This is a genomic window from Pseudomonas sp. P9_35, assembly GCF_034008205.1.
Taxonomy (GTDB): Bacteria; Pseudomonadota; Gammaproteobacteria; order Pseudomonadales; family Pseudomonadaceae; genus Aquipseudomonas; species Aquipseudomonas kilonensis.
Map to the genome: position 1 here is coordinate 893,664 of NZ_CP125373.1, position 12,556 is coordinate 906,219.

10 protein-coding genes, 2 tRNA genes and 1 pseudogene are annotated in these 12,556 nt (G+C 60.4%); 10 read left to right on the forward strand and 3 right to left on the reverse strand.

Annotated features, from left to right (window positions below; genetic code table 11):
• The first annotated feature begins 6 nt into the window (after positions 1 to 6).
• The 3 genes from QMK47_RS03880 to QMK47_RS03890 all read left to right on the forward strand — a co-directional run bounded on the left by QMK47_RS03880 (position 7) and on the right by QMK47_RS03890 (position 3,732).
• Entirely contained in the window at positions 7 to 1,299 is a 1,293-nt protein-coding gene (locus tag QMK47_RS03880; protein WP_003186407.1) for an adenylosuccinate synthase, read from the forward strand.
• A 151-nt stretch (positions 1,300 to 1,450) separates the two neighbouring features.
• Complete coding sequence (locus QMK47_RS03885; protein ID WP_253471246.1) at positions 1,451 to 3,385, forward strand: methyl-accepting chemotaxis protein; 1,935 nt, start codon at positions 1,451 to 1,453, stop codon at positions 3,383 to 3,385.
• 146 nt (positions 3,386 to 3,531) lie between these two features.
• Positions 3,532 to 3,732 carry a nucleoid-structuring protein H-NS gene (locus QMK47_RS03890; RefSeq protein ID WP_320390569.1) on the forward strand — a complete coding sequence of 67 codons (201 nt, stop codon included), beginning with the start codon at positions 3,532 to 3,534 and terminating at the stop codon, positions 3,730 to 3,732.
• 441 nt (positions 3,733 to 4,173) lie between these two features.
• Here QMK47_RS03890 and QMK47_RS03895 read toward each other — a convergent pair.
• From QMK47_RS03895 to QMK47_RS03905, 3 genes and pseudogenes are all read right to left on the reverse strand, one after another.
• Positions 4,174 to 4,442 (reverse strand): annotated as a pseudogene (locus tag QMK47_RS03895) (iron ABC transporter permease); the annotation flags it as partial.
• 47 nt (positions 4,443 to 4,489) lie between these two features.
• Positions 4,490 to 4,576: transfer RNA gene (locus tag QMK47_RS03900), tRNA-Leu, on the reverse strand.
• Positions 4,577 to 4,752: 176 nt separating this feature from the next.
• A tRNA-Leu gene (locus tag QMK47_RS03905) sits at positions 4,753 to 4,839 on the reverse strand.
• A 226-nt stretch (positions 4,840 to 5,065) separates the two neighbouring features.
• Between QMK47_RS03905 and rnr the strand changes: the two genes are divergently transcribed.
• The 7 genes from rnr (at position 5,066) to dnaB (ending at position 12,344) form a co-directional block, all read left to right on the forward strand.
• Positions 5,066 to 7,702, forward strand: coding sequence for a ribonuclease R (gene rnr, locus QMK47_RS03910; protein ID WP_258690263.1), 2,637 nt, complete (start codon positions 5,066 to 5,068; stop codon positions 7,700 to 7,702).
• Positions 7,699 to 8,457, forward strand: a complete 759-nt coding sequence (gene rlmB / locus QMK47_RS03915; protein ID WP_253471250.1) for a 23S rRNA (guanosine(2251)-2'-O)-methyltransferase RlmB — start codon at positions 7,699 to 7,701, stop codon at positions 8,455 to 8,457. The genes rnr and rlmB overlap by 4 nt, the downstream gene beginning before the upstream one ends.
• Before the next feature lie 292 nt (positions 8,458 to 8,749).
• The gene (rpsF, locus tag QMK47_RS03920; RefSeq protein WP_003186395.1) at positions 8,750 to 9,178 is read left to right on the forward strand and encodes a 30S ribosomal protein S6; all 429 of its coding nucleotides are present in this window, start codon (positions 8,750 to 8,752) and stop codon (positions 9,176 to 9,178) included.
• Positions 9,179 to 9,206: 28 nt separating this feature from the next.
• Positions 9,207 to 9,437 carry a 30S ribosomal protein S18 gene (rpsR, locus tag QMK47_RS03925; protein ID WP_002551829.1) on the forward strand — a complete coding sequence of 77 codons (231 nt, stop codon included), beginning with the start codon at positions 9,207 to 9,209 and terminating at the stop codon, positions 9,435 to 9,437.
• A gap of 36 nt (positions 9,438 to 9,473) precedes the next feature.
• Complete coding sequence (locus QMK47_RS03930; RefSeq protein ID WP_223470947.1) at positions 9,474 to 10,364, forward strand: hypothetical protein; 891 nt, start codon at positions 9,474 to 9,476, stop codon at positions 10,362 to 10,364.
• 18 nt (positions 10,365 to 10,382) lie between these two features.
• Positions 10,383 to 10,829, forward strand: coding sequence for a 50S ribosomal protein L9 (gene rplI / locus QMK47_RS03935; protein ID WP_003197251.1), 447 nt, complete (start codon positions 10,383 to 10,385; stop codon positions 10,827 to 10,829).
• 117 nt (positions 10,830 to 10,946) lie between these two features.
• Positions 10,947 to 12,344 carry a replicative DNA helicase gene (gene dnaB, locus QMK47_RS03940; RefSeq protein WP_014336312.1) on the forward strand — a complete coding sequence of 466 codons (1,398 nt, stop codon included), beginning with the start codon at positions 10,947 to 10,949 and terminating at the stop codon, positions 12,342 to 12,344.
• The last annotated feature ends 212 nt before the right edge of the window (positions 12,345 to 12,556 follow it).

The window sequence follows — 12,556 nt, forward strand, 5'->3', positions numbered from 1 at the left end:
AGTGTTATGGGTAAGAATGTCGTAGTCCTGGGCACCCAGTGGGGTGATGAGGGCAAAGGCAAGATCGTTGATCTGCTGACCGAACATGCTGCCGCCGTAGTGCGCTACCAGGGTGGCCACAACGCAGGTCACACCTTGGTGATCGACGGTGAAAAAACCGTCCTGCACCTGATTCCGTCGGGCGTGCTGCGCGAAGGCGTCCAGTGCCTGATCGGCAACGGTGTGGTGGTTGCTCCCGACGCCTTGCTGCGGGAAATCATCAAGCTGGAAGAAAAAGGCGTACCGGTGCGCGAGCGCCTGCGTATCAGCCCGTCCTGCCCGCTGATCCTGTCCTATCACGTCGCGCTGGACCAGGCCCGTGAAAAGGCCCGTGGCGAGCTGAAGATCGGCACCACCGGTCGCGGTATCGGCCCGGCCTACGAAGATAAAGTTGCCCGTCGTGGCCTGCGCATCGGTGACCTGTTCCACCGTGAGCGTTTCGCCGCCAAGCTGGGCGAGTTGCTGGACTACCACAACTTTGTCCTGGTCAATTACTACAAAGAGCCGGCCATCGACTTCCAGAAAACCCTGGACGAGTGCATGGAGTACGCCGAGCTGCTCAAGCCGATGATGCTCGACGTCACTGCCGAGCTGCACGAGCTGCGTCGCGCTGGCAAGGACATCATGTTCGAAGGTGCCCAGGGTTCGCTGCTGGACATCGACCACGGGACCTACCCGTACGTCACCAGCTCCAACACCACCGCCGGCGGCATCGCCACGGGTTCGGGCTTCGGTCCGATGTACCTGGACTACATCCTGGGTATCACCAAGGCTTACACCACTCGCGTGGGTTCGGGTCCGTTCCCGACTGAGCTGTTCGACGACGTCGGTGCCTTCCTGGCCAAGCGCGGCCACGAATTCGGCGCTACCACCGGTCGTGCCCGTCGTTGCGGTTGGTTCGATGCCGTCATCCTGCGTCGCGCCATCGACGTCAACAGCATCTCGGGCCTGTGCCTGACCAAGTTGGACGTGCTGGACGGCCTGGAAACCATCAACATCTGCGTGGGCTACAAGAACCAGGACGGCGCCGTCATCGACGCACCGACCGACGCCGACAGCTACATCGGCCTGGAGCCGGTGTACGAGCAGATGCCAGGCTGGACCGAATCGACCGTGGGCGCCAAGACCCTGGAAGAGCTGCCAGTGGCGGCCCGCAACTACATCAAGCGTGTCGAAGAGTTGGTCGGTGCGCCGATCGACATTATTTCGACGGGGCCGGACCGCAACGAAACCATCGTTCTGCGTCACCCATTTGCCTGATAAGTCGTTGATGTAAAAAACAAAGGCCCCTCGTTTGGGGCCTTTGTCGTATCTGCCTGCCGAACGGCACGACCTTTGCTATGCATCGTTAACAATAAGTGCTTCTTTGAAGTGCCATCAATTTAATGGCGTTTAGTAGAGGGATTCCCCTGTGTCGGCCGTTCTCTCACTGTTACAAAGCCGTCTACTGCGGCCTGTTTTCGTTACCCTGGGTATCGCCCTTTTGGTGCAGGTGCTCGTGGCCGTCGCGCTGACCCGAAGCACGGTCACCGCGCTGGAGGCCGAGCTAGGGGCCCGGCTGGGGGGTGATAGTCAGAAATTATCTGGCGAGCTGGAGCAGGCCGGGCGCGAGGTCACCTCAAGCCTGGACAGTTTGTCTGCCAGCACTCGTCAGCGCCTCACCGCCGGTTTATCGACGCGCCTGAAGGACGAGCAGGCGCAGTTGCGCACGACACTCGAGAAATCGCTCAAGGATTCCGCCAACGATATGGCGCAACTCCTGGCCTCGGTCGCGCCCCGCGCCATGTGGGACAGCGACATACCGACCCTTTCCGAATTCGCCCGCCGGGCCCAGCGCAACCCTAATGTGTTGTTCGTTATTTATGACGACGCCAGTGGTGAGCACCTGACTCGCTACCTGAACCGGGAAAACCCGATCAACAAGGCGCTGCTGGAAAAAGGCAAGGGCGAGCGGGCGTTGGACAAAGTGCTGGATGCGGCGAAGAGCGACCCCTCGGTGTATTACCTCGAAGCCTCGATCAGCCCCAACGGCGTAGAGATTGGTAAAGTATTGATGGGCGTTTCCACGGCTTCAGTTGAAGCTGACCTGAAGGCGTTGGACCAGCGCTTCTCGGCCTTGATCGCCAGCAGCGACCAGTTGGTCGGTGACAGCCTCAAGGGGGCGGCGGCCGACAGTGCCACCGCCATGCGCGGTCGTCTGGAATCGGCCCAGGCCACCGCCACGCAGATGCAGACCAATACCTCTAGCACCGTGCAGGAAGCTGCCGGCACATTGCGCTGGCGCATTGGCCTGGGCCTGGCGCTGGTGGGCTTCGGCGTGCTGGTGCTGCTGGCCGTGGTGCTGGGGCGTCGGGTGGTCAATCGCTTGAAGTTGCTTATTGCGGCCATGAACGACCTGGCGGCAGGCGAGGGTGACCTGACCAAGCGCGTGCAAATCAACAGCAAGGACGAAATCGGCGACATGGCGTCAGCGGTCAATCGCTTTGTGGATAAGTTGCAACCCATCGTGCGCGAGGCGGGCGATGTGGCCCAGCGTACCGGTGTGGAAATCGGTGCGATGACTTTGCGTAACTCCGGTGCCGATGCGGCGGCCGGGATGCAGCGTGATGAGGTGGCCGAGAGCCTGCGTGCGCTGTCGCAAATGGCGGATGAGGCTCAATCGGAAAGCCAGGCGATGCAGGCGGCTTTGCGGCAGGTCGTGGAGATCCGTCAGGCCACCGATGAAAACACCCGCACTTCGGCCAAGGTCAGTGGCTTGATCGAGGCGTTGGCCGGGCAGGTAGACACTGGGGCGAAAGTGATCGAGCGGCTGGCGCAGCAGAGCGAGCAGATCGAAGTGGTGCTGACGGTGATTCACGGCATCGCCGAGCAGACCAACTTGTTGGCCTTGAACGCGGCCATCGAGGCGGCGCGGGCCGGGGAAACCGGGCGCGGGTTTGCGGTGGTGGCGGATGAGGTGCGGGCCCTGGCGAGCAAGACCCAAAGCTCAACGGGCGATATCCAGGCGCATATCGTGGCCTTGCAGCAGGGCGCTCGCGAGGCGGTGGCCGCTATCGGCCAGGCCGGGCGCCAGGCCAGCGAAGGCCTGTTGGTGCTGCGAGACAGCGCGCGGTTGCAGCAGTCGGTGCAGGCGTCCGTAGAGCAGGTGCATGCGGCCATCGGCCTGGCGACTCAGGCCGCGGCTCATCAGGCCCAGGGCGCGCAAGCGGTGCGCGGGCGGGTGGAAACCATCCATGCCCAGGCCGAGAAGGCGGCCCAGGCCGTGGTCGAGACCACGGCCAGCGGCAAGGTGCTCGATGGTCTGGCGGCGCAGTTGAAGGCGAGTTTGGGGCAGTTCCGGGCCTGATCGGGTGATGGGTACCTCTGTGGGAGCGAGCTTGCTCGCGATGGCGGCTTGACTGAGTACATATCCATTGCTGTGGTAACGGCCGCTTATGGTTCCGCTCTTACAGCGGGTCACTTTTGAGAAGCGCAAAAGTAACCAAAACGCTCATGCCCCACCACTCGGTGCCTCGCCTAGGCTCGGCATGCCCGAACGAAGGCATCGCTCCGTGGGCCCGCCGCGAAGGGCCATCCATGGCCCAGCGCGGCTATCCCGGCATCCATGCCGGGATACCCACTGCGCAATACCTGCGTTCGGCCATCGTGGTTAACGGGGCGCCCGAGATCAACGTCCACCGCGAGGCGGCCTAGTAGCCGACCTGGCTCTCACGGTCGTACACCCATCAGACTTGTTTGAGCAGGTCCTGTGGGAGCAAAGCTTGCTCGCGAGGCGGCCTGACAGCCGACCTGGCTCTCATGGTCGTATATGTATGTGGGAGCAAAGCTTGCTCGCGAGGCGCCCTGATAGCCGACCTGATTCTCCGGTCATGCCCCGATCCAATTGTGGGAGCGGGCCTGCCCGCGAAGGCGGCCTAACAGCCAACCTGGTTCTCCCAGTCGTACACCACATCAGATCTGTGGGAGCAAAGCTTGCTCGCGAGGCGCCCTGATAGCCGACCTGGCTCTCCAGTCATACTCCGATCCAATTGTGGGAGCGGGCCTGCCCGCGAAGGCGGCCTAACAGCCAACCAGTCTCTCCGGCCGTGCCCCGATCCAATTGTGGGAGCGAGCTTGCTCGCGATGGCGGTCTCGGCGGCTCAGGTACATCCGCGTCGTCAGCAAATAAACCGGCAACCCCGATACCAGAATCAACAGCGCCGCATAAGGCGCGGCCGCGAACTCCACATTCGAGGTATGGGCCCAAACAGCGTTGCCAGCGTATTGAGCCCGGTCTGGCTCGGCAGCGGGGTGGTCAGTTCCTCCATTGCATCCAGGAACACCAGCGCGTAGGCGGGCGCCACAGCAAGCTCCCTCGCCACAGGGGGGGCAATTTTAGGTGTGCAGAAACGCAAAAACCCGCTTTCGCGGGTTTCTGTGAGATTCAAGGCCGTAACCTTGAAGCTTGAATTGGTGCCCAGAAGAAGACTCGAACTTCCACGACCTTGCGGTCACCAGCACCTGAAGCTGGCGTGTCTACCAATTTCACCATCTGGGCAGCATCTTCAGCGTTGCCGCTGTTGATGTGGCGCACTATACGGAGCGCATTTTGATCTGTAAACCCCTGTTTTTGTTTTAGTAATTGCCAAACGCAATTGCAGGGGGCAAAAATGCAAAAACCCGCTTTCGCGGGTTTTTGTTGAGCTTGCAGGTCATCGACCTGTTGCTCGAAATTGGTGCCCAGAAGAAGACTCGAACTTCCACGACCTTGCGGTCACCAGCACCTGAAGCTGGCGTGTCTACCAATTTCACCATCTGGGCAATATCGACATCGTGTGTACGTCGTCGATGGCGCGCACTATACGGAGCGTCTTTTTAACTGTAAACCCCTCCTGAGAAAAAAACCGCTAAATTTCACGAGCGGTGCTTTTCCGGGCTTCCAAGGCAGGCCAAATGGCTTTAGAAAAGCGATCGGATGCTTGAAATTTCCCGTTTCATTAAGCCTATGCCAAACTAACCCGCATATAGACAAGGTGAAAACTCTCTAATGGCCGATTGGCAGTCCCTCGATCCCGAGGCCGCTCGTGAAGCGGAAAAATATGAAAACCCTATTCCTAGCCGCGAACTGATCCTGGCGCATCTCGCCGATCGGGGTTCGCCTGCTAGCCGCGAGCAGTTGGTCGAAGAGTTCGGTCTGACCACCGAGGACCAACTCGAAGCCCTGCGCCGCCGTCTGCGCGCCATGGAGCGCGACGCTCAACTGATCTACACCCGGCGTGGCACCTACGCGCCGGTGGACAAACTCGACCTGATCCTGGGCCGCATCGCCGGTCACCGTGACGGCTTCGGTTTCCTGATCCCGGACGACGGCAGCGACGACCTGTTCATGAGCCCGGGGCAAATGCGCCTGGTGTTCGATGGTGATCGGGCCCTGGCCCGCGTGTCTGGCCTGGACCGTCGTGGTCGCCGTGAAGGCGTGATCGTCGAAGTGGTGTCCCGTGCCCACGAGTCCATCGTCGGCCGTTACTTCGAAGAAGGCGGTATCGGTTTTGTTGTGCCGGATAACCCGAAGGTCCAGCAGGAAGTGCTGATTACCCCGGGCCGTAATGGCGCCGCCAAGGTGGGTCAGTTCGTCGAGGTGAAAATCACCCACTGGCCAACTGCGCGCTTCCAGCCACAGGGCGATATCGTTGAAGTGGTCGGCAACTACATGGCGCCGGGCATGGAGATCGACGTCGCGCTGCGTACCTACGACATTCCCCACGTCTGGCCCGAGGCTGTGCTCAAGGAAGCCGCCAAGCTCAAGCCGGAAGTTGAAGAGAAAGATAAAGAAAAACGCATCGACCTGCGCCATCTGCCGTTCGTCACCATCGACGGTGAAGACGCTCGCGACTTCGACGATGCGGTCTACTGCGAAGCCAAGCCTGGCAAGCTGCGCCTGTTCTCCGGCGGCTGGAAGTTGTTCGTCGCGATTGCTGACGTGTCCAGCTACGTGAAGATCGGTTCGGCCCTGGATAACGAAGCCCAGGTGCGCGGCAACTCCGTGTATTTCCCTGAGCGCGTGATCCCGATGCTGCCTGAGCAGTTGTCCAACGGGCTGTGCTCACTGAACCCGAAAGTCGACCGTTTGGCCATGGTGTGCGAGATGACCATCTCCAAAACCGGCGAAATGACCGACTACCAGTTCTACGAAGCGGTGATCCACTCCCAGGCGCGCCTGACCTACAACAAGGTCAGCACCATCCTGGAAACGCCGAAGACCAGTGAAGCCAAGGCCCTGCGCACCGAATACGCCGGCGTGGTGCCGCACCTCAAGCAGCTGTACTCGCTGTACAAGGTGTTGCTGGGTGCCCGTCACGTGCGTGGCGCGATCGATTTCGAGACCCAGGAAACCCGGATTGTCTTCGGTTCCGAGCGCAAGATCGCCGCAATCACCCCGACGACCCGTAACGATGCGCACAAGCTGATCGAAGAGTGCATGCTGGCGGCGAACGTGGCCACCGCGGAATTCCTCAAGAAGCACGAGATTCCTGCGTTGTACCGCGTGCACGACGGTCCGCCGCCGGAGCGTCTGGAAAAACTGCGTGCCTTCCTCGGCGAGCTCGGTCTGTCCCTGCACAAAGGCAAGGACGGCCCGACGCCGAAGGACTACCAGGCACTGCTGGCCAGCATCAAGGACCGTCCGGATTACCATGTGATCCAGACCGTGATGCTGCGCTCCCTGAGCCAGGCGGTGTACAGCGCCGACAACCAGGGCCACTTTGGTCTGAACTACGAGGCGTACACCCACTTCACCTCGCCGATTCGCCGTTACCCGGACCTGCTCACGCACCGCGCGATCCGCAGCGTGATCCATTCCAAGCAGAACACCCCGCACGTCAAGCGCGCCGGTGCCATGACCATTCCGAAGGCACGGATCTATCCGTACGACGAAGCGGCCCTGGAACAGTTGGGCGAGCAGTGCTCCATGAGCGAGCGGCGCGCCGACGAAGCCACTCGTGACGTGGTGAACTGGCTCAAGTGCGAGTTCATGAAAGACCGCGTGGGCGAGTCGTTCCCAGGCGTGATCACTGCAGTGACAGGCTTTGGTTTGTTTGTCGAACTGACCGACATCTACGTCGAGGGCTTGGTGCACGTCACCGCCTTGCCGGGTGATTACTACCACTTCGATCCTGTGCACCACCGCCTGGCGGGCGAGCGCACCGGTCGCAGCTTCCGTCTGGGCGACACCGTGGAAGTGCAGGTCATGCGCGTCGACCTCGATGAGCGCAAGATCGACTTCGGAATGTCTGACAAGCCCGCCGAAGCACCGACTGGCCGCAAAAAACGTGGCAACGAAACCGCAGCGCCTGCGACCAAAGGCAGAGGTAAAGGTGCTCCTGCCAAGACCGCAGAGCCTGAGCCAGCCAAGGCCGGTCGCCGTTCGTCTGCCAAGGACAAGGCTCCCGAAGCCTACCGTCCCAGCGACGCAGCGGCGAAAAACGCCGAGCTGCGCAAGAGCCGCGAGTTGAAGCAGCAGTTGCTCAACGAAGCCAAGAGCGGTGGTAAAGCGGCGTCTGGGGGAAAGTCCCACGGGGCGGAAAAGCCGTCGAGCAAGCCAAGTAAACACCGTAAAGGCCCGCCAAAAGCGGGTTCGGCCCCCGCGAAAAGCGGTGGGTCGCGCAAACCTAAGGCCAAGTCATGAGTCTGGAAAAAATCTACGGCGTGCATGCCGTAGAAGCACTGCTGCGTCACCACCCTAAGCGTGTCAAGCAAGTGTGGTTGGCAGAAGGTCGCAGCGAGCCGCGCGTGCAGGCGCTGGTCGAACTGGCCACCCAAAACAAGGTTGCCATTGGCCAGGCCGAGCGTCGTGAAATGGACGTGTGGGTCGAAGGCGTTCACCAAGGTGTGGTTGCGGACGTAAGCCCGAGCCAGGTCTGGGGCGAGGCGATGCTCGACGAGCTGCTCGATCGCACCGAAGGCGCGCCCTTGCTGCTGGTGCTGGACGGCGTGACCGACCCGCATAACCTCGGCGCTTGCCTGCGTTCGGCGGATGCGGCCGGTGCGTTGGCGGTCATCGTGCCTAAAGACAAGTCGGCAACCTTGACGCCGGCTGTGCGTAAGGTCGCCTGCGGCGCGGCGGAAGTGATTCCGCTGGTGGCGGTGACCAACCTGGCGCGTACCCTGGAAAAACTCCAGCAGCGCGGCTTGTGGGTGGTCGGCACGGCGGGTGAGGCCGAGGTCAGCATTTATGACCAGGACCTGACGGGCCCGACGATCCTGATCATGGGTGCCGAAGGCAAGGGCATGCGCCGCCTGACCCGCGAGCACTGCGATTACCTGGTCAAGCTGCCGATGGCCGGCAGCGTCAGCAGCCTCAACGTTTCGGTCGCGACCGGCGTGTGTCTGTTCGAAGCGCTGCGCCAGCGCAGCGTCAAGCCTTCCGCCAAAAAGTCCTGAGCCATGTGGGAGCGAGCTTGCTCGCGATGACGGTGTATCAGTGCCAGAAATGTCGACTGGCACGCCGCTATCGCGAGCAAGCTCGCTCCCACAGTGTTTTGTGCAGGGCAAGGATCGGTGATTGTTCAAATAATCGCCAATTGCCTTGCACCTCCCTCGGCCCTTCTCTACAATTGCGCCCCTTGCTGTGATGGCAGGCACTCATGTGTCTAGCGTCCACAAGTCCATAAGTGTCATTCACTCCTTGTCTGACCGTTTTTGAGCGGCAGGCTACAACCCGTAAGGAGCATTCATGCGTCATTACGAAATCATCTTTTTGGTCCACCCGGATCAAAGCGAGCAAGTCGGCGGCATGGTTGAGCGTTACACCAAGCTGATCGAAGAAGACGGCGGCAAAATCCACCGTCTGGAAGATTGGGGCCGTCGTCAACTGGCCTACGCAATCAACAATGTTCACAAGGCTCACTACGTGATGCTGAACGTTGAGTGCACTGGCAAGGCCCTGGCCGAGCTGGAAGACAACTTCCGCTACAACGATGCAGTGATCCGTAACCTGGTCATCCGTCGCGAAGAAGCCGTCACCGGCCAATCCGAGATGCTCAAGGCTGAAGAAAACCGCAGTGAGCGCCGTGAGCGTCGCGACCGTCCTGAGCACTCTGACAGCGCCGATGGCGATGACAGCGATAGCGACAGCGACAACAGCGATAACGCTGACGAGTAATCCACGGACCTTTTAAGGAGCCAATCACATGGCACGTTTCTTCCGTCGTCGTAAATTCTGCCGCTTCACCGCTGAAGACGTGAAAGAGATCGATTACAAAGATCTCAACACTCTGAAAGCCTACGTATCCGAGACCGGCAAAATCGTTCCAAGCCGTATCACCGGTACCAAAGCTCGTTATCAGCGTCAGCTGGCCACCGCTATCAAGCGCGCCCGCTTCCTGGCCCTGCTGGCCTACACCGACAGCCACGGCCGCTGAGACCGGGCAGTCGACGAGTAGTAAGGGATTGAATGCATGCGCGCCTTAGCTGACTTCATCATGCGGGGACGTGTGCAGGCCACGTTGGTTGTGGCCGGATCCGCGGCATTGCCGCTGTTGTTCTGGTTGAGTGCCGCCGCTGGGTGCCTTGTGCTCCTGCGGCGCGGTTCGGACGCCTTGAGCGTCCTGGGTATCGGGTTATTGTCAGCGTTGGTGAGCTGGTATTTCCTGAAGGACCCGACAACACTCCTGGTGTTGCTCGGGGCTGGTGGCCTGGCGTTGGTTCTGCGCGCCGGCCATACCTGGAACCGCGTGCTGCTGTGCAGCGTGGCCGTGGGGTTGTTGTGTGCGGTGAGCCTGGGAACTGTCTTCAGTTCCTTCATCGAATCACTGGCGCAGACGTTCGAAGACGTCCTACCGCTGGCGATGGGTGGGGTCTACGAGACATTCTCGGCAGACCAGAAGGCGCTTTTCACCGCTATGAGCGCTCCGCTGCTGATCATTTCGATAGCGTTGTCGTCGCAGATCTTTAGCGTGCTGTGCCTGATTCTTGGGCGCTATTGGCAGGCGTCGTTGTATAACCCCGGTGGTTTCGGTCGCGAATTTCGCGCTATCCGATTCCCCAAAAGCGTGGCGCTGTCACTGCTGGCCGTCATGTGTGTGGCTCCGTTTTTCGGGCTGCATGCACTGATCCTGTCGCCGCTGTGCAGTGTACCGCTGGTCTTCGCCGGCCTGGCCCTGATTCATGGGCTGGTGGCGCAGAAACGACTGGCCACGTTCTGGCTGGTGGGGATGTACGTGACGTTGTTGCCTTTCATGCACTTGCTCGGTCCGTTGCTCGTGGTCATGGCCATCGTCGACAGCCTGATTGATTTTCGCGGTCGTATGGCGCCGAAAGACGCCGACAACGCGAACGGTGAAGGTTAAAAGTTAGAGGATTTTCACATGCAACTGATCCTTCTGGAAAAAGTCACCAACCTGGGCAACCTGGGTGACAAAGTAAACGTTAAGGCCGGTTACGGTCGTAACTACCTGCTGCCTTACGGCAAAGCCACCGCTGCGACCGCTGCCAACCTGGCTGCGTTCGAAGAGCGTCGTGCTGAGCTGGAAAAAGCTGCTGCAGACCGTAAAACCTCGGCTGAAAGCCGTGCTGCCCAACTGGCCGAGCTGGAAGTGACCATCACTGCCACCGCTGGCGACGAAGGCAAGCTGTTCGGTTCGATCGGTACTCACGACATCGCTGACGCACTGACCGCCTCCGGCGTTGAAGTTGCGAAAAGCGAAGTTCGTCTGCCGAACGGCACCATCCGCAACGTAGGCGAATTCGACGTAGCCGTGCACCTGCACGCCGAAGTTGAAGCCACCGTACGCGTTGTCGTGGTAGCAGCTTAAGCAACACCTGTCGGCTGGCACCCTCGGGTGCTTGCCGGTAACATCGGGCACGATCCTGTTTACAGGTCGTGCCCTTTGTCTTTCTGCAATTCCTGATTTTCATAACCAGAAGTGGCCATGAACGAAATCACCGCTCCCGAGCAATACGATCTGCAAACCGCTGCCCTGAAGGTGCCTCCGCATTCCATCGAGGCCGAACAGGCCGTGCTCGGTGGTCTGATGCTGGACAACAACGCCTGGGAACGCGTGCTCGATCAAGTCTCCGATGGCGATTTCTACCGGCATGACCACCGGCTGATTTTCCGTGCGATCGCCAAGCTGGCCGATCAGAACATGCCGATCGACGTCGTGACCCTGGCCGAGCAATTGGACAAGGAAGGGCAGACGTCTCAGGTCGGTGGCCTCGGTTACCTGGGCGAACTGGCGAAAAACACGCCGTCGGTCGCCAACATCAAGGCTTACGCGCAGATCGTGCGCGAGCGGGCGACCTTGCGCCAATTGATCGGCATCAGCACCGAAATTGCCGACAGCGCCTTCAACCCGGAAGGCCGCACCGCCGCCGAGATCCTCGACGAAGCCGAACGGCAGATCTTCCAGATCGCCGAGGCCCGACCGAAAACCGGCGGCCCGGTCAGTGTCAACGACCTGTTGACCAAGGCGATCGACCGTATCGACACCTTGTTCAATACTGACAACGCCATTACCGGCCTGTCCACCGGCTACACCGACCTCGACGAGAAGACCAGCGGCCTGCAGCCGTCCGACCTGATTATCGTCGCCGGCCGTCCGTCCATGGGGAAAACCACCTTTGCGATGAACCTGGTGGAAAACGCCGTGCTGCGCAGCGAAAAGGCGGTCCTGGTGTACTCCCTCGAGATGCCAGGCGAATCGCTGATCATGCGTATGCTCTCGTCCCTGGGGCGTATCGACCAGACCAAGGTTCGTTCCGGCCAACTGGAAGACGACGACTGGCCGCGCCTCACCTCGGCGGTCAACCTGCTCAACGACCGCAAGCTGTTCATCGACGATACGGCTGGTATCAGCCCATCGGAAATGCGCGCCCGGACCCGCCGTCTGGTGCGTGAGCACGGTGAGGTCGGGTTGATCATGATCGACTACCTGCAACTGATGCAGATCCCCGGTTCCAGCGGCGACAACCGGACCAACGAGATTTCCGAAATCTCCCGTTCCCTCAAGGCCCTGGCCAAGGAATTCAACTGCCCGGTGGTGGCTCTTTCCCAGTTGAACCGTTCCCTGGAACAGCGCCCCAACAAGCGTCCGGTGAACTCCGACTTGCGGGAATCCGGAGCGATCGAGCAGGACGCCGACGTCATCATGTTCGTGTACCGCGACGAGGTGTATCACCCCGAGACGGAGCACAAGGGCATCGCCGAAATCATCATCGGCAAGCAGCGGAACGGCCCGATCGGCTTTATCCGCCTGGCGTTCATCGGCAAGTACACCCGGTTCGAGAACCTGGCGCCGGGTAGCTACAATTTTGATGACGACGAATAACCTGTTCAGCATCTCTTGAGGCAACCCCTTTCCAGGAGGTTGTATTTTTCCTGTGGGAGCGAGCTTGCTCGCGATAGCGGTGTAACTGTCAGAACATGTGTTGAATGTGCAGACCTCTTCGCGAGCAAGCTCGCTCCCACATTGGGTTTGCGGTGTGCGACCAATTTCCGACCATAGCCGTCGGAATTGGTTATTTTTTGTGCTATATTCCG

Bases quoted from the DNA above. Each gene is read 5' to 3' on its own strand.
- rplI (WP_003197251.1), top strand. From the start codon at position 10,383: ATGCAACTGATCCTTCTGGAAAAAGTCACCAACCTGGGCAACCTGGGT.
- dnaB (WP_014336312.1), top strand. From the start codon at position 10,947: ATGAACGAAATCACCGCTCCCGAGCAATACGATCTGCAAACCGCTGCC.
- rpsR (WP_002551829.1), top strand. From the start codon at position 9,207: ATGGCACGTTTCTTCCGTCGTCGTAAATTCTGCCGCTTCACCGCTGAA.
- QMK47_RS03930 (WP_223470947.1), top strand. From the start codon at position 9,474: ATGCGCGCCTTAGCTGACTTCATCATGCGGGGACGTGTGCAGGCCACG.
- QMK47_RS03880 (WP_003186407.1), top strand. From the start codon at position 7: ATGGGTAAGAATGTCGTAGTCCTGGGCACCCAGTGGGGTGATGAGGGC.
- rpsF (WP_003186395.1), top strand. From the start codon at position 8,750: ATGCGTCATTACGAAATCATCTTTTTGGTCCACCCGGATCAAAGCGAG.
- rlmB (WP_253471250.1), top strand. From the start codon at position 7,699: ATGAGTCTGGAAAAAATCTACGGCGTGCATGCCGTAGAAGCACTGCTG.
- rnr (WP_258690263.1), top strand. From the start codon at position 5,066: ATGGCCGATTGGCAGTCCCTCGATCCCGAGGCCGCTCGTGAAGCGGAA.
- QMK47_RS03890 (WP_320390569.1), top strand. From the start codon at position 3,532: ATGCCCCACCACTCGGTGCCTCGCCTAGGCTCGGCATGCCCGAACGAA.